Annotated in this window: 18 protein-coding genes; 9 read left to right on the top strand and 9 right to left on the bottom strand. The window is 71.8% G+C overall.

Features of this window, described 5'->3' with window-relative positions:
* Window positions 1-179: 179 nt before the first annotated feature.
* Window positions 180-785: a serine O-acetyltransferase EpsC gene (gene epsC, locus L1785_RS01795; protein ID WP_236087419.1), complete on the bottom strand. Its 606-nt coding sequence runs from the start codon at window positions 783-785 to the stop codon at window positions 180-182.
* Window positions 785-1,720 (bottom strand): cysteine synthase A, encoded by a 936-nt coding sequence (cysK, locus tag L1785_RS01790; protein WP_236087418.1) that lies wholly within the window; start codon window positions 1,718-1,720, stop codon window positions 785-787. The genes epsC and cysK overlap by 1 nt, the downstream gene beginning before the upstream one ends.
* 522 nt (window positions 1,721-2,242) lie before the next feature.
* Between cysK and kilB the strand changes: the two genes are divergently transcribed.
* Complete coding sequence (gene kilB / locus L1785_RS01785) at window positions 2,243-2,737, top strand: plasmid transfer protein KilB (protein ID WP_236087417.1); 495 nt, start codon at window positions 2,243-2,245, stop codon at window positions 2,735-2,737.
* Window positions 2,738-2,789: 52 nt separating this feature from the next.
* Here the strand turns inward: kilB and L1785_RS01780 are convergent, their stop codons facing one another.
* The gene (locus L1785_RS01780) at window positions 2,790-5,453 is read right to left on the bottom strand and encodes a carbohydrate-binding protein (protein ID WP_236087416.1); all 2,664 of its coding nucleotides are present in this window, start codon (window positions 5,451-5,453) and stop codon (window positions 2,790-2,792) included.
* 284 nt (window positions 5,454-5,737) lie between these two features.
* On the opposite strand from L1785_RS01780, the gene L1785_RS01775 reads away from it, so the two are divergent.
* The 6 genes from L1785_RS01775 to L1785_RS01750 all read left to right on the top strand — a co-directional run bounded on the left by L1785_RS01775 (window position 5,738) and on the right by L1785_RS01750 (window position 13,322).
* Window positions 5,738-6,757 (top strand): LacI family DNA-binding transcriptional regulator, encoded by a 1,020-nt coding sequence (locus L1785_RS01775; RefSeq protein ID WP_236087415.1) that lies wholly within the window; start codon window positions 5,738-5,740, stop codon window positions 6,755-6,757.
* 285 nt (window positions 6,758-7,042) lie between these two features.
* The gene (locus tag L1785_RS01770) at window positions 7,043-9,133 is read left to right on the top strand and encodes a glycoside hydrolase family 36 protein (protein WP_236087414.1); all 2,091 of its coding nucleotides are present in this window, start codon (window positions 7,043-7,045) and stop codon (window positions 9,131-9,133) included.
* Between the two features lie 69 nt (window positions 9,134-9,202).
* Window positions 9,203-10,519, top strand: a complete 1,317-nt coding sequence (locus L1785_RS01765) for an ABC transporter substrate-binding protein (protein WP_236087413.1) — start codon at window positions 9,203-9,205, stop codon at window positions 10,517-10,519.
* A gap of 163 nt (window positions 10,520-10,682) precedes the next feature.
* A complete protein-coding gene (locus L1785_RS01760; RefSeq protein WP_236087412.1) occupies window positions 10,683-11,636 on the top strand; it encodes a carbohydrate ABC transporter permease in 954 nt (317 codons plus the stop codon).
* Window positions 11,633-12,532 (top strand): carbohydrate ABC transporter permease, encoded by a 900-nt coding sequence (locus tag L1785_RS01755; RefSeq protein WP_236087411.1) that lies wholly within the window; start codon window positions 11,633-11,635, stop codon window positions 12,530-12,532. Before L1785_RS01760 ends, L1785_RS01755 begins: the two co-directional genes overlap by 4 nt.
* Before the next feature lie 73 nt (window positions 12,533-12,605).
* Window positions 12,606-13,322 carry a hypothetical protein gene (locus L1785_RS01750; RefSeq protein WP_236087410.1) on the top strand — a complete coding sequence of 239 codons (717 nt, stop codon included), beginning with the start codon at window positions 12,606-12,608 and terminating at the stop codon, window positions 13,320-13,322.
* 34 nt (window positions 13,323-13,356) lie between these two features.
* Here L1785_RS01750 and L1785_RS01745 read toward each other — a convergent pair whose 3' ends face one another.
* From L1785_RS01745 to L1785_RS23110, 6 genes are all read right to left on the bottom strand, one after another.
* Window positions 13,357-14,838, bottom strand: coding sequence for a glycoside hydrolase family 43 protein (locus tag L1785_RS01745; protein WP_236087409.1), 1,482 nt, complete (start codon window positions 14,836-14,838; stop codon window positions 13,357-13,359).
* Window positions 14,839-14,856: 18 nt separating this feature from the next.
* On the bottom strand, window positions 14,857-16,002 hold the full coding sequence (locus L1785_RS01740) for a hypothetical protein (RefSeq protein WP_236087408.1): 1,146 nt from the start codon (window positions 16,000-16,002) through the stop codon (window positions 14,857-14,859).
* Window positions 15,999-16,916 carry a glycosyltransferase family 2 protein gene (locus tag L1785_RS01735; RefSeq protein WP_236087407.1) on the bottom strand — a complete coding sequence of 306 codons (918 nt, stop codon included), beginning with the start codon at window positions 16,914-16,916 and terminating at the stop codon, window positions 15,999-16,001. The genes L1785_RS01740 and L1785_RS01735 overlap by 4 nt, the downstream gene beginning before the upstream one ends.
* Window positions 16,909-18,051 carry a glycosyltransferase family 4 protein gene (locus L1785_RS01730; RefSeq protein ID WP_236087406.1) on the bottom strand — a complete coding sequence of 381 codons (1,143 nt, stop codon included), beginning with the start codon at window positions 18,049-18,051 and terminating at the stop codon, window positions 16,909-16,911. The genes L1785_RS01735 and L1785_RS01730 overlap by 8 nt, the downstream gene beginning before the upstream one ends.
* Complete coding sequence (locus L1785_RS01725; RefSeq protein ID WP_236087405.1) at window positions 18,048-19,343, bottom strand: glycosyltransferase family 2 protein; 1,296 nt, start codon at window positions 19,341-19,343, stop codon at window positions 18,048-18,050. Before L1785_RS01725 ends, L1785_RS01730 begins: the two co-directional genes overlap by 4 nt.
* Window positions 19,344-19,453: 110 nt before the next feature.
* Entirely contained in the window at window positions 19,454-20,641 is a 1,188-nt protein-coding gene (locus tag L1785_RS23110; RefSeq protein ID WP_236087404.1) for a glycosyltransferase family 4 protein, read from the bottom strand.
* Window positions 20,642-20,752: 111 nt separating this feature from the next.
* Between L1785_RS23110 and L1785_RS01715 the strand changes: the two genes are divergently transcribed.
* Window positions 20,753-22,279: a DUF2142 domain-containing protein gene (locus tag L1785_RS01715; protein WP_236087403.1), complete on the top strand. Its 1,527-nt coding sequence runs from the start codon at window positions 20,753-20,755 to the stop codon at window positions 22,277-22,279.
* An 88-nt stretch (window positions 22,280-22,367) separates the two neighbouring features.
* Window positions 22,368-22,631 carry a hypothetical protein gene (locus tag L1785_RS01710; protein ID WP_236087402.1) on the top strand — a complete coding sequence of 88 codons (264 nt, stop codon included), beginning with the start codon at window positions 22,368-22,370 and terminating at the stop codon, window positions 22,629-22,631.

Raw genomic sequence — 22,631 nt, 5'->3', positions numbered from 1 at the left:
CGGACCGCCGGGGCGAAGCGAAGCGTCGGAGGCCGCTCACTCTGTGGGGGCAAAGGGGGACCCCGGTGAGGGGCCCCCCCAGCCCGCACCCGCACCCCGGGCGGCGCCGCCCCCCGGCCCCCCCCCCCCGCCCCCCCCCCCCCCCCCCCCCCCCCCACGCCAGACCTCTGCCGAGCGCCTCAGATCACGTACTCGATGAGCTGCGACGGGTCCTCGATGGCGGGGCGCGGGTGCGGGTGCGCCTCCGGGATGCGGATGCGCGCCGGCACGCCGACGGCGACCGCTCCGGGAGGGACGTCCTTGACGACGACGGCGTTCGCGCCGACCTGCGCGTCGTCGCCGATCCAGACCGGGCCGAGAACCTTCGCGCCCGCGCCGACCATGACGCGGTCGCCGAGGGTGGGGTGCCGCTTGCCCCGGCGCATCGAGCGGCCGCCGAGCGTCACGCCGTGGAAGAGCATGACGTCGTCGCCCACGACGGTGGTCTCGCCGATCACCACGCCCATGCCGTGGTCGATGAAGAGGCGATGGCCGATCCGGGCGCCGGGGTGGATCTCGATCCCGGTCGCGGCGCGCGACAGCTGGGAGAGCAGCCGCGCCGGCAGCCGCAGCGCCGGGTGCCGCCACATCCGGTGCACCACCCGGTGCGTCCACACCGCGTGCACCCCCGGGTAGGCGAGGGCGACCTCGAGGAGCGACCGCGGGGCGGGGTGGGGGCCCCGCGCGCCCAGCTGGTCCTCACGGAGGAGCTGCAGGAACGCGCGGGCCCGGGCCGGCAGCGTCATCAGTCGAGGAGGCCCTCGAAAAGAATGGTGGACAGGTAGCGCTCACCGAAGTCGGGCACGATGACGACGATCAGCTTGCCCGCGCTCTCGGGCCGCTTGCCGATCTCGAGGGCGGCGGCGATGGCCGCGCCCGAGGAGATGCCGACCAGGAGGCCCTCCTCCTTGGCGGTGCGGCGCGCGACCTCGAGGGCGGTCTCGGCGGAGATGTCGACGACCTCGTCGTAGATCTTGGTGTCGAGGATCTCCGGGACGAAGTTCGGGCCGATGCCCTGGATCTTGTGCGGGCCGGGCGCGCCGCCGTTGAGGATCGGCGACTCCTGCGGCTCGACGGCCACGATCTTGATGCCGGGGTTGCGCTCCTTGAGCACCTGGCCGACGCCCGTGATGGTGCCGCCGGTGCCGATGCCGGACACGACGATGTCGACCGTGCCGTCGGTGTCGGCCCAGATCTCCTCGGCGGTGGTCTTCCGGTGGATCGCGGGGTTGGCCTCGTTGGCGAACTGGCGGGCCAGGACCGCGCCCGGCCGCTCCGCCGCGATGCGCTCCGCGGCCGCGACGGCGCCCTTCATGCCCTCCGAGCCCGGCGTGAGCACGAGCTCGGCGCCGTACGCGCGCAGCAGCGCGCGGCGCTCCTTGGACATGGTCTCGGGCATGGCGAGCACGACGTTGTAGCCGCGTGCCGCGCCCACCCAGGCCAGGGCGATGCCGGTGTTGCCCGACGTGCCCTCGACGATCGTGCCGCCCGGCTGGAGCTCACCGGACGCCTCGGCCGCGTCGATGATCGACACGCCGATGCGGTCCTTCACGGAGTTGGCCGGGTTGTAGAACTCGAGCTTGGCCACGACGGTGGCCTCCAGGCCCTCCGTGAGCGCATTGAGCTTCACGAGAGGGGTGTTGCCGATCAGCTTGGTCGCGTCGTCGTAGATGCGGGCCATGGTGTGTCCTTCGGTGTGGTGGTGGGAGTGGTGTCTGCGCCCGCCCGGTCTGCGGGCGTGCTGCACCTGATGGGAGCGTTGGAGTCGAGCCGGAGCGTCGTGAGTTCGCCGCGGCCACGGGCGCGCGCAGGCGCGCTGGTGGTCAGGCGTCTCGCGAACGCTCTAGAGACAGCATCGACAGCGGGAGGCGACCACGCACGCCGACAGAGATGCCGGGGTGGCCGTGAGGAGGGCTCGACGGGGGAGCGGGTGATGCATGGCTTCCTCCCGGTCGTGGCGGCTTCTCCTCGTGGTGCGAGCCGACCGGTGGGAACAAGCAGGGCTTGACCCGGAGTCGGCTCGCGAGACGCAGGTTATCCACGACGTGGACACTTCGACAAGGCCTGTCTCATCTATCGAGCCTGCCGATACGAGGATCACCCGTCCGGGGGCGGGCGCCCGACGGGCGACGTGGGGTGCGATCGTCGGCCGAGCGGGCGTAGGCGCTGGTCACAGGCCCGCCCGTGTGCTGTGCTCTGCGGCATGGAACTGATCGCCACCAGCGTCGTCGCGGTCCTCGGAACGCTCCTGGGCGCAGCTTTCACCCACGCGTTCCAGCGACGGGCCGTCAAGGAAGCCAACGACCTCGCGCGAGGTGAGAAGCTCCGGCAGGAGCGCGTCGAGGCCTACAGCTCGTTCGGCGGCGCGCTGGCGAACTACCGGCGCAGCCAGCTCGACCGTTGGTACACCACGCACCGCGACGCCGCCGATCCCGACCTGGACCAGCTGCAGCGCGAGGCCCGACGTCGTCGCGACGCGGCGCTCGAGGCCTTGTTCCGGGTTCAGCTGCTCACCGATGCACCGGAGGTCGTCACGGCCGGCTTTGAGGCGTTCGACGCCATGGACCTGTTCGCCCGCGCGAGGTCCAGGGAAGAGGTCGAGAAGGCCCGCGACACCACGAGGGCTCTGATGCACACGTTCGTGCAGGTGGCGAAGCAGCAGCTGGAGCCTGGTACGCCGGCCCCCCGGCCGAGGTAGTCGCTCCGTCGGACGGAACGACTACCTCGGCCGGAGGGCCGGCGTTGATCACCTAGGGAAGCTGGACAGTGGTCGGTGAGCCGGCGACGAGCGGGGCGACCGTCACCTTGTCGATGTCGGGAGCCCATGCGGAGGGGTTCCCGAGCCGGATCGCGCCGGTGCTCGTGGTCAGGGTGATCGGTACGGTCCGCTGCCAGAAGCTGTTCCACGCGTAGGTGTAGCGGAAGAACGCGGAACCGACGGGCGTCGCCCCCGTGCCCTCGGTGACGACGACCTGCCGGTCGACCACCTGCGGGTTGTAGTCGTGCGAACCCGCCAGCTCGGCGTTCGCGTAGTGGATGACGAGGTTGTAGCTGCCGGCAGCGGCGAACCCGCCGCTACGGGGGATCGAGACGTAGTTGTTGCTCCCGTTGCCGACCCACCCCACGTACTGGCCGCCGGAGGCGTTCGAGCCGGCAGCAGGATCGACGCTCGCCACCGCCGCGCTCCCGTTGCGCGTCAGCGCCTCGCCCTCGAAGGTCGACGCCGAGGCATCTCCCGCAGGTGCGCGGGTGACGGTCACCGACTTCACGCGGACCCCGAGGTTCGACCTCAGCTCGAGCTCGTTGATCCCTTCCGTCAGGTGGGCGCGGACCGTGGTCCGGCGGTGACCGGCGTTCGGGACCTGGACCACCGAGGCGCTGCGGCCACCGAGGTCGAGGCGAAGGTCGGACGCCCCCGTCGTGTAGTACTCCACCGCGACGTCGTAGTAGCCGGTCTCCATCGCGTTGAGGTAGGCGTCGGCCCGTTGTGCCTGGCCGGCGACGCTGCCGAAGCCTCGCGTCCCCGACTGCCAGCCGAGGGCCGCCCCGCCGTGGTAGCGCAGGGTGCTGGCGGGATACGCCGTCGGCTCGCCGGTCGTGGTGTCGGTGACGACGAACTTGTCCAGGGTGATGTCCGAGCCCGGGAGAACCTGGGTCCCGTTCTGGCTCGCCCGGACGGACAGGACGTGCGTCCCCGCGGTGAGCGACACCGAGACCTCGGCGCTGCCGCGGTACTGCCACTTGGACGTCGCGTTGAGCGCAAGGTCGGCCGTGTACTGGATGGTGGTCCGGCTGGAGCCGTCGACAAAGAGGGCGTGCCTGCCGGGCTTGCCCGGCGCGGAGCCGATGACCTGGAACCGGTAGGTGCCGGTGCGGGGAACGGTGACCGTCCAGTCCGCCTTGGACGTCGGCTGGTTGAACGACCCGACGTCGTTGCTCCCCGAGGCGAGGAACTTCCAGCCCCCGCCCGCCTGGGGGTTCTGGTAGTAGGCCGTGGCGGCGGTGAGCTGGGTGGCCTCGGCCTCCACGCTCGTCGTCCACACCGGATCGACAGTGATCGCTCGATCCTGCTGAGGCGTGATCACCACCTGATAGGCGGCGTACCGGTCGTACGTCGGAACGGTGACGCTCAGGTTGCCGCCGCTGACGGCAACCCCGTCCAGGGCGTGGACGACGCGCGGAGTCGCGGCGAGGCCCTCGGCGCCGGTGAGCGTGACCTCGCGGACCTCGACGTCGACGGCGGTGCCGAAGACGGCGGAGGAGAGGCCGCGCAGGTCGACCTGGACGTCGTCCTCGGTGCCGCCGTAGAGCACGGTCGCGCGGCGGTTGGCCGCGTCGATCGCCCCGATGCCCTGGAGGCTGTCGACCGCGTTCGGCTGAGGCGGTGTCACCCGGACGGTCTGCGACCCAGCCAGGTCGCCGTACCACTTGAACATCCACCAGCCGCCGTTGGCGCCGCCCGGACGGGCGGTGTTGTCGGAGAGGTTGCCGGCGTAGTTCCAGTAGGCGGTCTGGGCGTCGACCTTCGTGTCCTCGAACATGGAGAACCACTGGACGAGCTGTCCGGGCACGCCCATGTCGCGCAGCATGCCGTACTCGGTGATGTTGACGGGGATGGGCGAGACGCCCAGCGACTGCTCGAGCGCGCGGTAGTCGGCGAAGTGCGTCCGGTAGGTGGCGAGGTTGTCGATGCCGAGCTCGTGCCAGATGAACACGTCCGGCAGGGTGCCCTGGTCCCGGGTGTACCGGAGGAAGTCGTTCGTACGGGCGGGCTGCCAGCGGGTGTCGCCGGTGCCGCCGATGCGCGCGTGCCCGAGGCCGTGGCGCTGCCAGACCTGCTGGATCTTCGCGTGGACCGCGCTCCAGTCGGCGTTGAACTGGTCGCGCTGGGTCGACCAGTTCGGGTACCAGTTGCCGCCGTCGGGCTCGTTGAACGGGATGAAGAGGTAGGACTGAGGGCGGTCGGACTGCGCGGCCACCGCTTCGGTGACGAACTCGACGACCTCGAGGTAGTCCCACACGCCGTTCGCCTGGTTGGTGAAGGCGCCGTTCGCCTGGTTGTAGGTGCGCGTGTCCCCCGGGCGCTGTCCGCCGTTGTACGGCCAGTCGGGGTAGTAGTCCTGGATGTAGATCGCCAGCTCCGTACCGTGCTTGGCGAAGAACCCGTCCTCGATCCGCAGCGAGTCACCGCTGGGGTGCTGGGTGCCGTACGGGGCACGCTGGGACGAGTTGGTGATGTGGGCGCCGTTGACGAGCGCCGACGTCGGGACACCGATGTCGCCGAACCCGTAGAGGGTGCCGGTCGCACCGCCCCGGAAGGCTCCGGTCGTGGCGCCGAAGTCCACCGTGAGGACGTCGGTCTCGGCAGCGGCCGGCTGTGCGACCGTGAGGGTGGCCGCGACGAGGGCTGTCACCACGACTCCGCCCCACCGTCGTCGGTGGCGCGACCTCCGCACGGCTGTGGTCTGATCTGCGCTATCAGGAATGCTCACCTGGGTTCCACCCCTTCGTGGATCGGGACCTCGGACGGCCTCTGTGCCGCGTGACTTCCGGCGTCGCGCGGACGAGAGACGGCGGCTGTCGTGTCGACGACACGGTGCCGGGGAACATGAAAGCGTCAATCATCCCGGTTGGCAAGGGGTACTCCGGCATCGGCACGGTGAGCGCGTAACCTGGCCCTGTGGAAAACGATCGCCCGATGAAGCCGCCTGTCATCGCCGACGTCGCGCGCGTCGCCGGCGTCTCGGTGCCGACCGTCTCGCGCGTGCTCACCGGCTCGGTGCCGGTCAGCCCGGAGCGCCGGGCCCGGGTCATGGCCGCCATCAAGGAGCTCGGCTTCCGGCCGAACGGGGCGGCCCGGGCTCTGGCGACCGGCGGTCAGCCCCTGATCGCAGTGTTCGCGGGTGACACGACGCGGTACGGCTACGCCTCGACGATCCAGGGCATCGAGGAGGCCGCGCGCCAGGCCGGCTACATGGTGGTCATCTCGGTCGTGGATGCCGACGACCGGCGGACCGTCGACGCGGCGATCGACCATGCGCTCGGCCAGCCGATGGCCGGCGCGATCGTCCTGGAGTACGACCCGCCCGGTGTGGCCGCGCTCGCGGCGATGCCACCGTGGCTGCCCGTCGTCGCAGCGGCCTCCGGCAAGCCGTCCGACGAGCAGGTCGCGCACGCGTTCATGGACGACCGCGCCGCCGCCGCCCGCGCCACCAGGCACCTGCTGGACATCGGCCACCACACCGTCTACCACGTCGCGATCCCTTCGCCCGGCCGCCCGAGCGCCCGCATGCTGGGCTGGCGCGACGCGCTCACGGAGGCGGGCGCCGTCGTCCCGCCGGTCCTGTACGCCGACTGGGCACCGGACTCCGGCTACGACGCGGGTACGCGGCTCGCGCTCTCGGACGAGGTGACCGCGGTGCTGTGCGGCAACGACGAGCTCGCCATGGGCCTGACCAAGGGGCTGACCGACGCCGGCAAGCGGGTCCCCGAGGACGTGAGCGTCATCGGCTTCGACGACCACCCGCTCAGCCACCTGTGGACACCGCCCCTGACCACGGTCCGCCAGGACTTCGTCCGGCTCGGCCAGAAGGCGTTCCACCTGCTCAGTACCCAGATCGACAGCGGGACCGTCCCGGCGTCGGTGAGGTTCGTCCCCGACCTGATCCTGAGGTCGTCGGCAGCGCCGCGCGCCGCCAGGGTGGCCGACGTCGGCTGAGCCGGAGGTGCAGCGCAGGGTGTGGGCCGAGGTACGAGGCACTCGCCCGGAGCGGAACCGCAGGCTCAGCCGATCAACAACGTCGGCTGAGCCGGAGGTGCAGCGCAGGGTGTGGGCCGAGGTACGAGGCAGTCGCCCGTAGCGGAACCGCAGGCTCAGGCGATACCCGCTGTGGCTGAAAGCGGTTACGGGGCAACTGCCAGCACGGCCCAAGCGCTTCGCCGCCGAGGCTTGCATCATCTTCTGATATGCGCTTTCATGGGCTCCGTGCAAGGGAGCCTGCCGATGACGGCGAACGACCGACCCGCAGCGACGCGAGTGACGCTGTGGGCCCCCGACGGGCTGGTGCTCGTCCTGCCTGACGACGCCCCGGCCGGTCTGTCCACCGGCGGTGCCGGCACGCCCACGCAGCCGCTCGTGGAGATCCTGGCCGTCGGACACGGGCACGCCAGCGCCAACACCCGCAACACGGCGACCTCGATCGGTGCCCGGCTGCGCGTGCTCGGCCACGACGTGGAGCGGGCGGACGGCTGCGCGATCGTCCAGGTGCGCCAGGGCGACCCGGTCACCGGCCTGCTCGTGACGTCTCACCTGCGGGTCCGGGACGGCGGCAGCTCGTTGCAGTCGTGGACGTCGGTCCGCAACGACGGGTCCGCGCCCGTCGTGCTCCAGGCGGTGTCGTCGCTGATGATCGGCCGCCCGGTCGGCACGACGCCGGTAGCCGGGACGCTGTCGCTGGAGGGCCACGGCGAGTGGGTGGGTGAGAACCGCTGGGCCTGGACGCCGCTCTCGGGCCAGGACGGGCTCGTCACGCTCGACCTGCCCGCTCACCAGCACCAGGACGCGCGCGGGGCCCGCAGCGTCGTCGGCGCCGGCTCGTGGTCGTCCGGGCGACGGAACCCGTGCGGCGTCGTCGCGTCGGAGCACGGCCGCTCCCTGGCCTGGCAGATCGAGCACAACGGCGCCTGGCGCGCCGAGCTCGGGGTCCGCCTCGACGCGAACGGCGACGAGCTGCTCGTCCTCGGCCTGCTCGGCCCCACCGACGACGACCACGCCTGGACCCACATCCTCGGGGTCGGCGAGTCGTTCGAGTCGGTCCCGGTCTCCCTCGCGGCGGCGTCGGGGTGGCAGGAGGCTCTGGGCGAGATGACCCGGCACCGCCGGGCGTCACGCCGCAACCCACGCCGGCCCGGCGTCGTGTTCAACGACTACATGAACACGCTCATGGGGGACCCCACCACGGACAAGCTCCTGCCGCTGGTCGACGCCGCGGCCCGGGCCGGGGCGGAGTACTTCTGCATCGACGCTGGCTGGTACGACGACGGCGGCGACTGGTGGGACTCTGTCGGCCTCTGGGAGCCCTCGACCTCGCGGTTCCCCGACGGCGGTCTGCGACGCGTCGTCGACGCGATCCGCGCGGCCGGCATGGTGCCGGGACTGTGGCTCGAGCCGGAGGTCGTGGGCGTGCGCAGCCCGCTGGCGGACCTGTTGCCGGACGAGGCGTTCCTGCAGCGGCACGGCACGCGGATCGCGGAGCACGGCAGGTACCTGCTCGACCTGCGGCACCGCGACGTCATCAAGCACCTCGACGAGGTTGTCGATCGCCTGATCGAGGACTTCGGCGTCGGCTACTTCAAGCTCGACTACAACGTCACGCCCGGCGCCGGCACGGACCTGGGCGCCGACAGCCCGGGCGACGGCCTGCTCCAGCAGAACCGGGCGCACCTCGACTGGATCGACGGCGTCCTCGCCCGGCACCCTGACCTCGTGATCGAGAACTGCGCGTCGGGAGCGATGCGCGCCGACTACGCGCTGCTGTCGCGGCTCGACCTGCAGTCGACGTCGGACCAGCAGAACCCCCTGCTCTACCCGCCGATCGCGGCCGGTGCGCTCGTCGCTATCGCGCCCGAGCAGGCCGCGAACTGGGCCTACCCGCAGCCGGAGATGAGCGACGAGCAGATCGTCTTCACGCTGTGCACGGGACTCGCCGGCCGGCTCTACCTCTCCGGCCGGCTCGACGACATGACGGCCGAGCAGTCGGCGCTCGTCGCTCGCGGCGTCGAGCTGGCCAAGCGATGGACGCCACGTCTGGTCGACTCCGTCCCGTTCTGGCCGCTCGGGCTCCCCACCTGGAGCGCGCCGCTCGTGGCCGCCGGCCTGCGCAGCGCCGACGAGTCGCTCGTCGTCGTCTGGTGGCGCGGACCCGAGGCCACGGCCATCGACCTCGACCTTCCCGCGGGCTCGGTCGACACCGCCTATGGACCGCCTGACGACGGGTGGGACGTCACGCGCGACGGCGACGGACCCGTCCACCTCCGCATCCCCGCGGGCCCACAGGCCCGCGTCCTGAGAGTCCGGCACGCCGGGCTCGTCTGACCGTCGGGGCCGTAGCGGCCCCGCTCGACCCGCAGTCGGCGAAGACTGCGTCAATCCCAAGGAGTCGATATGAAGAAGTATCTGACCATCACTACGGCCGTCGTCGCCGTCGGCCTCCTCGCCGCCGGGTGCAGTGACCCGACCGCGGGCGGCGGCGGTGCGGGCGGCGAGCCCGCAGCGTGGCCCGCCCAGGACACGGACCTGGACGGGACCACGCTCACGATCTGGGCCGCGCAGAACTCCAACACGGTGCCCGAGGCCGTCGTCGCCGGGTTCGAGGAGCTAACCGGTGCCGAGGTCGAGGTCGTCACGATCCCCGACCCGTACGAGCAAGGCATTCAGACCAAGGTCGCCACGGGCGACATGCCGGACCTGGCGTTCTGGCAGCCGACCGCCTCGATGCTGACCGCGCTCAACGCCCCGACCAACCTCCAGCCGCTCGACGGCGCACCGTGGGTCGACTCGTACAGCGACGGTCTCGCCGACATCACCGGCAGCCTGGACGGCACCCAGTACGCGGCGCTGATCACGAGCCCGGCGGTCGAGGGCGTGTACTACAACAAGGAGGTGTTCGCCGAGCACGGGATCGCAGAGATCCCCACCGACTGGAACACCTTCCTCGAGGTCGCCCGCGCCCTCAAGGCCGAGGGGCAGACGCCGTTCTACGAGATGGGCGAGGACCTCTGGGCCACGCAGTGGTGGATCCACGTCCTGCTCGCCGACGCGGCCAAGGATGGCTTGTGGGAGCGCGTGAACACCGGCGAGGAGAAGTTCACCGACCCGACGATCCTCGGGGCCATCGAGACGTACGAGTCGCTGATCGACGAGGGCCTCTTCAACGAGGACATCAAGACCGCGACGTTCGAGGACCAGGGGGACGCCCTGCTGGCGGGTGACGCCGCGATGGTGGTCCAGGTGACCTCCTTCTTCGGCCAGCTCCAGGCCAAGGCGGACTCGGCCGAGCTCGACGAGAAGATCGGCTTCTTCCCCATCTCGCCGTCCGGAAACGTCGGGACGTTCATCCCCGACCAGTCGAACGCCCTCGTCGCGTTCAAGACCGGTGACGCCGATCGCGAGGCGGCAGCGCGCCAGCTGCTGACGTACTGGCTCGGCGACGGGTATGCCGACTTCGTGGCCGACCGCGACACGATCTCGCTGCAGGACGGCGTCCCGACGCCGGACTCCGTGCCGCAGGCGCTCCTCGACGTGCACGCGTCCCTCGGTGAGTCGGTCGGGTCCATGCAGGTGCTCGCCGTGGCGAACCCCGACATGTACATCTCCCTGGCCGACATGGTCCAGGGCACGATGACACCGGAAGAGGTCGCGCAGGAGACCCAGGACCAGTTCGCCCAGCTCGCCCGCGCCCAGGGCGTCGAGGGCTTCTGACCCAGACCACGAGGCGCCGGGCCGGGGGGGGGGGGGCCCCCCCCCCCCCCCCCGCGGAGTCTACGGGCCGCAACAACCCCCCCCCCAGGGGGGAGTCCCCCCCCCCCCCCGGGGCGCCGGCCCGGGGGGGGGCGCCCCGGCGCCCACCCGCCGAGGACTGATCGTGACCGCACAGACCACCGCCAGAGCACCGATGCCACCCGCGAGACCATCAGCGTCGCGCCGGCGGACGGTACGCCCCACCACCTACCGTCACCGCGCCAGTCACCCGGCGCGGTACCTCATCCCGGCGTTCGCGGTGCTCGGGGTGTTCTTCTTCGTGCCGACGATCTTCAACTTCGTCTACGCGCTGACAGACTGGTCGAGCTTCAAGAGCGAGATCGGGTTCGTCGGCCTCCGGAACCTCGAAGACCTCGTCTCGAGCGGCACGCTCCTGACCTCCCTGCGCATCACGCTGGTCTACGCGGTTCTCGTGGCGGTCTTCCAGAACCTCTTCGGCCTGCTGCTGGCGCTCCTCCTCGAGCGCGACACGAGGATCAACCGCTTCGCCCGCGTCATGTTCTTCATCCCGGTCGTCATGTCCGCGCTCGCCGTCGGCTACGTGTTCCAGGCGATCCTCAAGCCGGACGGCGCCGCCAACTCCATCCTCGGCGTCGTCCTCGGTCAGGAGGTCACGATCCCGTGGCTGGGGGACACCACCTGGACGCTGGTCGTGGTCGCGCTGATCCACTCGTGGAAGTGGATGGGCCTGTCCATGCTCATCTACCTCGCCGGCCTCAAGACCATCAGCGAAGACGTGCTCGAGGCCGCCCGGCTCGACGGCGCCTCGTCGTGGACCGCGTTCCGCGACATCCGGTTCCCCCTCCTCGCACCGGCGCTGACCTTCAACGTCGCGACCGCCCTGCTCGGCTCGATGAACGGGTTCGACATCGCCCAGGCGACCACCGGGGGCGGACCGGCGCGCACCACCGAGCTGCTCAACATCTTCATCTTCCGCACCTTCGGGCAGGGCCTGTTCGCCCAGGCCACGACGATGAGCCTCGTGCTCTTCGTCGTCGTGGTGGCCCTCGCCCTCCCCGTCATCCGGACCCTGCGCAAGAGGGAGGAAGTCCTGTGACCGCCACGACCTCTGCATCGATCGTTGCCCGGCGCCGCGACGTCCGCGACGTCCGCGACGTCCGCGCCGGAAGGAGGCACGGAGCCTGGAGCCGGATCCAGCCGGTGGTGGCGCTCCTCGCCGTCGTCCTGCTCATCGGCATGCCGCTGTGGATCGTCGTCGTCACGGCGGGCAAGACCCAGGCCGAGGCCTTCAGCCCCGACCTGACACCGCCCGCGACGTGGCAGTACGCCGAGAACTTCTCCGCCGTCTGGCAGCAGGGCCGGGTCCCGGCCGCGTTCTTCGGCAGCCTGCTGGTCATGGTCCCGGCCGTCGCCGGGGTGCTCGCGCTCGGCTCGCTCGCGTCGTGGGTGCTCGCTCGCCGCAGCTCCCGTCTCATGGCCGTGCTCTACGCCCTGGCCATCAGCGGTATCGTCCTGCCGCCCGCCGTCGTGACGATCGTGCTCCTGCTGCGCCAGCTCGGCCTCGCGGGCACCGCCGTCGGGATGATCGGCGTCTACATGGGCATGTACATGTCGACCGTCATCTTCTTCGTCACCGGATTCATCCGCACGATCCCGGCCGAGCTCGAGGAGGCGGCGCGTGTCGACGGGGCCAAGCCGCTCCGCGTCTTCGGCACGATCATCCTGCCGCTGCTCGCACCCGTGCTGTCGACGGCGACCATCCTGATCTGCCTGTACGTGTGGAACGACGTCTTCTACGCGTTCTTCGTCGTGGGCGGGCGCCTGGACACCCTGCCGCTGAACCTGTTCCAGGTCGCCAGCGCCGGGCTGTATCTCGACAACTGGCACCTGATCTTCGCCTACGTGCTGCTCATGAGCCTGCCGCTGCTGGTGGTGTTCATCGTGGCTCAGCGCAGGATCATCTCCGGGATCACGTCCGGGGCGGTCAAGTAGCGGCTTCGTCCGGCGGCTGCACGTCCACGGCGACCCGGTTCGCCGCGGACGTGCGCGTCGCTACCATCGCTGCGTGACGAACCCGGACATGACGGACAACGCCCTCGGCGAGCCCAACTTCTCGCCCGACGCCCACCGCCTGGACCTCGGCCGGACCAACCTGATCGCGGTGCTGGTCGGCTTCGTGCTCACCGCCCCGCTCACCTGGGGCTGCCTCACGGTGGTCCTGGACCCCACCGCCGGCGGCGCCCGCTGGGTCGGCCTGTTCTTCGCCCTGCTGTTCGGCAGCCTGACGGTGTTGTTCGTGTTCGGCGCCCGCGCCGCGCTCCGGCCGCGCGGCGTCGTCGTCGACGTGACGGGGATCTGGTTCTGGCACGGCAAGGACTGGGACCGGATCGCCTGGAGCCAGATGGCCCGCGCGGGCGTCTCGTTCGAGCTGCCGCCGGGGGTGCCGGCCCTGACCCTCCAGGACACGGTGACCGGCTGGGCGAGCGACAAGGTCATGGAGGCGCTGCGCGTGACCGACAAGCGCCGGACAGCCTTGGAGATCGTGCCCGCGCGCGACGAGGACCTCGCCGCGCTGCCGCGCCTGATGAAGTACCGCAAGCCCGACCCGCAGCCGGCGCCGGGTCTGCCCGCCGTCCGCTGGTACGTGCCGGTCGGTCCGGCGTACCACTCGTGGAAGAACCTCATGGCGGCGGGGGAGCGGTTCGGCGGGCAGACGTGGGTGGGCTTCTTCCAGCGACCCTGGGGCAGCATCGGGAACGGCTGGGTCCTCCCGCGCGGCTGACGCGCCGGACCTCGGCGCGCCGGCCGTCCCCGCCTCACCCGTCCTGGTCGTGCCCGGCGTACTCGAAGGACCGGACGGTCAGGCTTCCTCGCGTGCAGACGAGGCCGACCATCCGGCCGGTGAAGCCGCCCGCGACCTCGGTCGAGAGGTAGCGGCCGTCGATACGGGCCAGCTCGACGGGGCCACCGGGCCCATGGACGACCGCCACGATCTGGTCGGGACCCAGCTCGTTGGTGTTCCCAGGACCGCCCGCGGGCACCGTCTGCAGCTCCAGGACCGTCCCGGCCGGCGCCGGTGAGTCGCCGAGCACCGACACGACCGGTCCGATGCGCGCCACGGCCCGGACCGTCCCGTCCTGGACCTCGAGACCGACGGCGTGGGACGGGTCGATCCGGATCTCCAGCCCGCCGACGGCGCCCCTGGTCGCCTCGACCTCTGCGCGCACGACGACGCCGGCGTGCTCCTGACGGCGTCCGACGAACGTGCGCTCGTCGGCGCGGCCCGTCATCAGCCAACGGTCGTCCGACCACGCCAGGACCTCGTCCGGGAACACCCCGGCGCCGACCCAGTCGAGCGGGATGACGCGGTCACCCAGGCCCGTCTCGACGGAGGGCACCGCGGCCGGCTGCAGCGGGCCGACGACCCGCGGCCAACCGTCGTGCCACGCCACCTCGGCGGCGTACGTCTCGCGGCCCAGGGCGTGCCACCCGGGGAAGTGGCCCCGCGGACGCACCCCGAGGAACACCATCGCCCAGGAGCCGTCGGGTCGTTCGACGAGATCGGCGTGGCCGGTGTTGTGCACCGGTCCGAGAGTGCCCCTGGCCGTCAGGACCGGGTTGTCCGGGCTCGGCGCGAACGGGCCCGACGGGGACAGGCCGCGGGCGACCGTCACGGCGTGACCATGACCGGTGCCGCCTTCGGCGACGATCAGGTACCACCATTGCCCGACGTGGTGCAGGTGCGGACCCTCGGGGTGCTGGCCACCGGTACCGCTCCAGAGGCGACGAGGCTCGGACAGCAGCTGTCCGGAGGCCGGGTCGAGGACGGCCTGACGGATCCCGGAGTCCGACCAGGTGAGGTAGCACGTCCCGTCGTCGTCCCACGCGAGGTCCGGATCGATCCCGCCGGCGGCCGTGATCCGCACCGGCTCCGACCACGGACCGGCCGGGTCGGCGGCGGACACCAGGAGGTGGCCCGGGCCGTCGGACACGTTGGTCGTCACCAGCCAGAACTTCCCGTCGTGGTGCCGCAGCGTCGGCGCGTAGACGCCGCTCGACGGGGACCCGTCCCGAAGCGCCAGCTGAGACGGTCGGTGCAGCGCGTGGCCGACGAGCTCCCACCAGACGAGGTCCGTCGACCGGAAGATCGGAACTCCCGGCGCGTACTCGAAGCTCGAACAGGCCAGGTAGAACTGATCACCCACCCGGACCACCGTCGGATCCGGATGGAAACCCGCCACCACCGGGCGAACGGGCATGGTCGGTGCATCGGGCAGCGCAGCGGTGAGCTCAGGCACGGCACGACGATGCCACACTCACGGCAGCGGCTGAAACCTTTTCGGCTGCCGGCCCACGCGCGCCTGGGCGGCCCGCTCGTAGACGAGCGCCGCGAGCGCCTCCGCCACGGCGAGCCCTGCGAACACCGCGACCAGGGAGCCGAGCCTCAGGCTCGCCACGGCGAGCGCGAACGTCGCGACCGCGACCACGGCCCGCAGGGCGGTGAGGACCCGCACCTCCCCGGCCCGGCGCAGCGCCGTGAACGGGATCGTCGTCAGCAACGACAGCGCGCGCCAGGCACACGCGACCAGCAGCGGGACCAGCGCGGTCTCGGCGTTCCAGGCCTCCCCGAACAGCAGGCCGAACCCCCGCAGGCGGTCCAGGACCAGCAGCACCACCGCAGCGCCCACGACCGCCGTGCCCGAGACGACGACGTCGAGCCGGGAGTGCTCCTTGAGAAGTCTCAGGCGCATGAAGTTGAGCGGGATGGCCAGCAGTCCTGAGACTGTCGACACCGACGTGAAGAGGACGGCCTCCACCGGCCCCAGGAACGCAAGGATCATCGCGTTCAGCAACGGCGGGATGACGCCGGTGATCACGGTGTCCGCCAGTACCCAGCGCAGCACGCCGGGGTCACGGCGCCCGGACCGGTCACCGACGGGGGCGCTCCGCACCAGCGTGGCGACGGCGATCCCCGCGAACAGCGGGACCAGGGCCCACCGCTGGCCGGCGAGGCCCGCCAGCACGCCGCCGAGCGCGCCCGCACCGACCGCGATCGAGGCGTACGCCTCCCGCCCGTCGAGCCGTTCCGCGACCGACACCCCCCGGCCGACCTCCAGCGCCGCGGCGAGCACCGGCAGGCCGACGCACAGCAGGACGGCGTCGGCCGGGAACACGCACAGCACGAGCGCCGTGGCGATCCCGAGCAGCGCGAGCCACCGCGGGAAGACGACGCGGCGGCCGGAGCCTGGAGACGCCAACCGGGACTCGACGACGACCGCGAACGCAAGCTGGCCGACGAAGGTGGCGACCAGCACGGCGACCGCGATACGGCCCTGCTCCGGCGCCGTGAAGAGCCGCGCCGAGATCGAGACCACGGCAGCGGGCACGACGGCCAGGGTTACCCCGCCGAGCAGGGTCACACCGCTCGAGCCGGCGCGGGCGAGTCGCCTCCCGGCGCTCACCGCTGCACCGCCGCCGTCTGGCCGCCGATCGTCCGGCCCGTGTACCCCTCGAGCCTGCCGAGGAACGCCCACCAGCCGTCCCCCGGCGTATGGGTGGCCGGGTTGCGGAAGCCGAACACGAGCCCGGCGAGCAGGTAGGCGGCCCGCCACCAGAGGGGGTACCCGTGCACCGTCACCAGCCGCCCGAGGCCCCGGCCATAGCTGCGGAGCTTGCGGCGGCGCTCCGCGGCGCTCAGCCCGTGCGGGTCCGGCACACCGCCCACCCGCACGTCCGGCGGCAGCCACTCGAACCGCTGCGCCAGGTCAGGACGCCGCCGGACCAGGCGCAGCAGAAAGTCGGTGGCCTCGCCCGCCTGCCACGGCGTCGGCCCGCCTGTGCCCATCGCCGCGTCGAAGCCGCCCACCTCGAGGAAGACGTCCCGCCTGACGAGGAGGCCCATCTCGATCACCGACCACACCGACCGCCGGTCGAGCACCGTACCCGCCGGAGGGAGGACGAACTTCGGCCCGTTCTCGTCGACGACGGTGAGCGCCCCCGCCTGCAGGCCCGACGCCTCGGCCGCCGAACGCAACGCCTCGACGGCGCCGTCCGGGAACCAGGTCGTGTCGTTGGGGAAGCCCAGCAGGAAGTCCCGCGCGGGCAGAGCGGCGACTCCCGTGTTCCGGCCGAGAGCGGCCCCACGCTTGGACGTGGTGACCACGACGGGCAGACCCTTGTCCGCGTACCGGGCAGCCAGCGCGCGCACCTCTGGGACGGCGCCCTGCGCCACGACCACGACCCGGTCCGACGGGCCGAGCCGGCCGTCGAGCGAGGCGAGGAGGCGGTCGAGCGCCCGGACCCGGCCGAGGGTGGAGACGACGAGGCCAAGGTCGACCCTCGTGCCGGCGACGGACGTCCGGTCTGCCTCAGCCACGGCGCGCCTGCACCTCGTCCAGCGTGCGGGCCAGCACGCGCGCGGTCCGCTCGGCCGACGCGTCCCAGGTGAACAGCGTGGCGCGGGCACGTCCGGCCGCGCTCATGAGCTCGCGCTCGGCCGGGTCGGCGACGATGCTCACGAGCGCCTTCGCCAGCGCGGCCGGGTCGGTTGCATCGGCGTACCGTGCGGCCGTGCCGCCCACCTCACGCAGGACCGGGATGTCGTTCGCCAGCACCGGGACGCCTCGCTTCATCGCGTCCGCGACGGGAAGCCCGAAACCCTCGGCGAGCGACGGGCAGACGTAGACCGTCGCCGAGGCGAAGAGCGCCTCGAGCTGGTCCTGCGTCACCCACCCGAGGAGCACGACGTCGTCCTCGAGCCCGAGCTGGCGCACCTGCTCGCGCAAGTGGACGTCCCTGCGGCTGCCCGTGACGACCGTCGTCGGGCGCTGTCCTGGGGGGATCGCGGCAAGTGCCCGGAGGAGCCCGTCGAAGTTCTTGTGCGGCATGCGGTTCCCGGTCGACAGGACGACCGGCCGGCCCGAGATCGGGGGCAGGCCGGCGAGAGCCGCCTCGACGTCGATGCCGGGACGCACCTCCTGAGCACCGTTCGGCACGACGTCGATCCGGTCCGCGGGGACGTCGAGCGCGCGGCTGATTCCGCGCGCCGCGTCCTCGCTCACCGTGAGGATCCTCGTGGCACCCCGTGCCGCGCGGCGCACGAGCCACGAGGTGACGGCCTGCGCCGCCTGGTGCAGGTCCCGGTTCGGCAGCTCGAGCATCGTGACGTCGTGCACCGTCACGAGGGTCGCCACCCGCCGCCCGGCCGGGCCGAAGTTTGCCGGGCACCAGAGCAGGTCCGCCCCGGCTCGGCGGGCCCGCCGCTCCACTGCGAGGACCTCGGCAGCCGCCCAGAGCGCGCGGCTGTCCGCGTCGAGCGCGAGCGCGTGCACCTCGCCCGGGAACCAGCCGGCCACCTCGTCCTTGCCTGTGGTGCTGGTCAGCGCCACGAGATCGACGTCCGGCAGGTGGCCCGCCGTCCGTGGCAGCAGCTCGCGGGCGTACGTCTCCATGCCGCCGCGCTCTCCCGACACGAAGAGCAGGTCGACGACGACCTTCGACCGGTGGGTCACCGCACCCCGTCGCCCACCGGGACCGCCTGCTCGGGGGCCCGGCTGTCGACCACCACCGTGTCCCGTACCGCACCGGCCGGTGTGGGCACGGCGTGCGACTCGACGTCCGTGGCGGACGGGTTGGAGCCGAAACGGGTCGGAATCCCGAGGATGCCGATGAACATGCTGGACATCAGGGTCTGAAAGCCGAGCATGAGCCCGAGGACGGCCGGAACCGCGACCCGGACCGCGGCGCGTGCGTCGAGCGCGCCGAAGCCCTCGCCACCACCCCAGCGGACCACCTGGACGATCGCGGCCACCAGGCCGAGGAGGAACAGGCCGAGGCCGGTGAGCAGGCCCCGCTCCAGGCTGAGCTTGTCGATCGCCGACCGGAAGCGTGACCCCGTCGGGATGAAGCCCTCGTGCCAGGCGTAGACCTTGGTGAGGATGGCGAACAGGATGCTCTGATAGCCGACGACCGCGGCAGCCATCGCGTAGATCATGGTCGACACGTCGAAGCCGACCGACCCGATCTCGATGGGTCCGAACAGCAGCACCAGGCTGGCGACGACGCCCAGCGTGAGCAGCGTGACGCCCGGCACCCAGAAGAGCCAGCGCGGCGAGAAGATCAGGAGGAACCGCAGGTGACGCCAGCCGTCGCGCCAGCTGCGCAGGTGCGGCGGACGGGACCGCCCGTGGGGGCTCAGCGTGGTCGGCATCTCGGCGACCGACAGCTTGGCGAGGCACGCCTTGACGATCATCTCGGAGGCGAACTCCATGCCCGAGGTGCGCAGGCCGAGGGCAAGGATCGCCTCGCGGTCGAACCCTCGCAGGCCGCAGTGGAAGTCGCCCACGCCCGGCTTGAAGAAGAGCTGGCCGATGCCGGAGAGCACCGGGTTGCCCAGGTACTTGTGCAGGGGCGGCATGGCGCCCGGTGCGATGCCGCCCTGGAAGCGATTGCCGATCACCAGCTGGAAGCCCTCGCGCAGCTTGGCGACGAACGGGTCCAGCCTCGAGAAGTCGTAGCTGTCGTCGGCGTCGCCCATGATGACGTACCGGCCGCGCGCGTCGGCGATGCCGCCAAGGAGGGCCGCTCCGTAGCCCTTCTCGGCGATCGGGACCACGCGGGCACCGCACGCCTCGGCGATCGCCTGGGAGCCGTCGCTGCTCCCGTTGTCCGCGACGAGGACCTCGCCCTGGATGCCGGAGCGTTCCAGGAAGCCGAGCGCCTTGCGGATGCAGACCTCGAGGGTCTCGGCCTCGTCGAGGCACGGCATGAGGATGGTGAGCTCGAGGCTCGGCGTAGCTGCCATGGCAGGTTCGTCCAGGGAGATCACAGGGAGGTGGCCGCAAGGAATCGCGGCCGGCGGACCAGGGTCAGGGCCGAGACCCATGATCTGCGAAGGTTGGTCCGCGCGCGCGGTCAGCGCATCCGTCGGCGCACGTCCGGGGCGCGCGCGCCGATCTGGACCAGGATCGCGAGCGCGGCCGCCTCCGCGGTACGGTGCCGCGCCGCGTCGTCGAACCACGCCCGGGCGCTGCTCCTGAGCGCCGCGCCGCCCTCGACCGCGCGGACGATCGCGGAGCCGAGGTCCTCGGGGGCGACCGACGGCGCGACATATCCGTTGACGCCGTCCTCCACGAGCTCGACGGAGGCGTTGTCGGGGGCATCGACGAGGACGACCGGGGTGCCGACGGAGCCGGCCTCGACGACGACGAGGCCGTAACCCTCGCGGCGGGACGGGTTCACGAGCACGGCGGCCGTGCGCACCCGCTCGGTCAGTTCCTCCTCGTCCACGAACCCCGGGAGGCTCACGACGCCGCCGAGACCGAGTCGCTCGATCTCCGCCGTGACCGCCTCGCGCTGCGGCCCCTCGCCGAGGATCACCGCATCCAGGCCGGGGACGCGCTCGCGCGCCCAGGCGACGGCTGCCGGTATCTCCTCGACCTGCTTGTCGGGGATGTGGCGGCCGACGAACACGACCGTCGGGGTGCGGAGGGCGTCGAGGTCTGCCGGAGCCGGTGCGTCGATCAGTTCCTGGGAGATGAGGCCGGGGCTGACGATCGGCGCGCGGCGGGCGCCCTCCGCGGCGAGGCGTCGGCCGTTCATGTCCGAGTGGCACGAGACCCACGGGCTCACGCGGACCGCCAGGTGCTGGAGCGTCCGCGCGACCCGCCCCATCACGGGGCCCGAATAGTCCAGCCACTGGTCCGGCCGCCACACCTCGAGGAAGTCGGCGCAGAACCTGGTGCGCGTGCCGAGGAGCGCGAGGCGGGCCGCGAAGACGTTGAGCGCGGGGAGCGCACTGACCAGGACCGCGTCGTAGTCCCGCCGGTGGCGGACCAGGTAGGTGAAGAGGCAGGCGGCGAACTTCAGGGCGCCCGGCGTGCGGCGTGTCCCCGTGCTGTCGTACAGCTCGAACGGGCCGCTCGCGGCGATGACGCGGACGCCCGACACCGGGGTGGGTGCCGCCCCGTCCCACTGCCGCCGGGTGAGGTAGTCGACGTCGTTCCCGGCACGGGCGAACGCGTCCGCGAAGAGGCCGTACTGCCGTTCGCCGCCCCCTGTCGTGAGCGGGAAGAAGCAGTCGTAGACAACCGCGATGCGCACCCGGCGAGGCTAGCCGATGTGGGTCCGCGGTACCCCGGATAGCATGTGGCCGGTCCTGCCGAGCAGGTTCGGGACGCGGAGACGCGAGCGACGATCCATCGAGGACCAGTCATGACGACCATCGCCGGGAATACGACCCGTCCCGCGTCCGTGACCCCTGCGCGCCCGGCGCCGGCGCGTCCGCGCGTGTACTGGACGGCATTCGCGGTGCTCATGACCCTGACGTCGCTCTGGTCGCTCGCCACACCCGTCGTCAGCGGGCCGGACGAGAACGTCCACGTCATCAAGGCCGCCGCCGTCGTCCGCGGCGACCTGTACGGGCGCTCGGCCCCGGGGAACCCGGGCGCCGGCGAGGTGGACATCCCTGCGATCTACGCGGTCACGGCGTCGTACCCGGTGTGCTTCGCCTTCCGCGGTGGGGTAGCGGCGGACTGCGCCCCCGAGCTGCCGAGGGGCGAGGCGGCCGAGCAGACCATGACGGCGAGCACGTGGGTGATCAGGAACAACCCCGCGTACTACGCCGTCGTCGGGCTCCCCACCTTCCTCCCGCCCGGTGAGTACGTGTTCTACCTCATGCGCCTGGTCAGCGCCGGCCTCTGCTCGCTGGTCCTCGCCTGGGGCTTCGTCGCCCTCGCCGACGTCACGCGACGTACCTTCGTCGCCGCGGGGGTGGCGACGGCGCTCATGCCGATGGTCGTCTACCTCAACAGCATCGTGAACTCGTCAGGGCTCGAGATCAGCGCCGCACTGACGCTCTGGATCACCCTGCTCGCCCTCGTGCGAGCCCCGGACCCGGCGCGGCTCACCTCGCGCATGGCGGGGATCGCGGTCGTGACCGTAGTGCTCCTGAACTCCCGGGGCTTGTCGCCGTTGTACATCGCCGCAATCGTCGTGATGGTCGCCGTCGTGGTCGGCCCGTGGGCCACTGTGCGGCGAACGATGCTCGACCGCAGGTCCTGGCCGTGGCTCGGCCTCGTCGTCGCCGGTACCGTCCCCGCTCTGTGGTGGACCCTGTCCGCCGGCACGCTCGAGGGCGGGGGCGGCGGGCACCCCGAGCTCGGTTTCCGCACCACTGCGAACCGGACGTTCTTCGAGACCGGGGACTTCCTCCTCGTGGCCATCGGGCGGTTCGGCTGGTTGGACACGAGCCTGCCGACGCTGGGATACGTGGCCTTCGCCGCGGTCGGTGGCTTCCTCGTGCTCCTCGCGTTCCTCCTGGGCGACCGGCGTGGGCGCGTGGCGATGGTGAGCGTCCTGGCGGTCGCCGTGCTGCTGCCGGTGATCGTCCATGCCTGGCAGGCGAGCAACGTCGGCTACATCTGGACCGCTCGCTACTCGATGCCGCTCTACGTGGGCGTGGCCGCCACGGCAGGCTTCGTGTGCCGCGACGCGTTCATCGAGCTGCCACGCCGGCTCGCCGAGCGCACCCTCAACCTCGTCGCGTCGCTCATGGCCACCGGACTCACCCTCGCGCTCGTGGTCACCCTTCGCCGGTACACGATCGGCGACCAGGGATCGTGGTGGGGTGTCTTCGACGGGCCGTGGGCGCCTCCCGTGCCCTCGGCGGTGCTCCTCGGGATCCACGTCGTAGCGTCAGCCGCCGGAGCTCGGCTGCTGGCCAGGCTGGCGCGCGACTGAGGAGCATTCGGCCCGACGGCTGCCGATTCTTGCCCGAGATCGGGCAAGAAGTTGCCGGTGCCGTCGACGAGTGTCAGTGTCGTGCCCCATGAGGACGGCATCGGACCTGGTCGCGCACGTGGTGTCGACCACCGGGATGACACCCGCCGAGGCGGCCCGGGTCATCGGGGACGTGGTGGCGTACTACGCCACGCCGGTCGAGGAGGTCGTCCGACGCCGGCACGCCGAGCTGCAGACCTACGGGGCCAAGAACCCCGAGATCTTCGCCCGGATCGCCGCCGAGCTGGAGGACCGTGTCGTCGCAGCACCCGTGCTCACCGAGCGTCAGCTGCGCCGGATGATCTACGGCTGA

The organism is Antribacter soli, from assembly GCF_021568775.1.
Classification (GTDB): Bacteria; Actinomycetota; Actinomycetes; order Actinomycetales; family Cellulomonadaceae; genus Antribacter; species Antribacter soli.
This window is presented reverse-complemented; position numbering and strand designations above follow the sequence as displayed.

Bases quoted from the DNA above. Each gene is read 5' to 3' on its own strand.
- epsC (WP_236087419.1), bottom strand. From the start codon at position 785: ATGACGCTGCCGGCCCGGGCCCGCGCGTTCCTGCAGCTCCTCCGTGAG.
- cysK (WP_236087418.1), bottom strand. From the start codon at position 1,720: ATGGCCCGCATCTACGACGACGCGACCAAGCTGATCGGCAACACCCCT.
- kilB (WP_236087417.1), top strand. From the start codon at position 2,243: ATGGAACTGATCGCCACCAGCGTCGTCGCGGTCCTCGGAACGCTCCTG.
- L1785_RS01775 (WP_236087415.1), top strand. From the start codon at position 5,738: ATGAAGCCGCCTGTCATCGCCGACGTCGCGCGCGTCGCCGGCGTCTCG.
- L1785_RS01770 (WP_236087414.1), top strand. From the start codon at position 7,043: ATGACGGCGAACGACCGACCCGCAGCGACGCGAGTGACGCTGTGGGCC.
- L1785_RS01765 (WP_236087413.1), top strand. From the start codon at position 9,203: ATGAAGAAGTATCTGACCATCACTACGGCCGTCGTCGCCGTCGGCCTC.
- L1785_RS01725 (WP_236087405.1), bottom strand. From the start codon at position 19,343: ATGGCAGCTACGCCGAGCCTCGAGCTCACCATCCTCATGCCGTGCCTC.
- L1785_RS01715 (WP_236087403.1), top strand. From the start codon at position 20,753: ATGACGACCATCGCCGGGAATACGACCCGTCCCGCGTCCGTGACCCCT.
- L1785_RS01710 (WP_236087402.1), top strand. From the start codon at position 22,368: ATGAGGACGGCATCGGACCTGGTCGCGCACGTGGTGTCGACCACCGGG.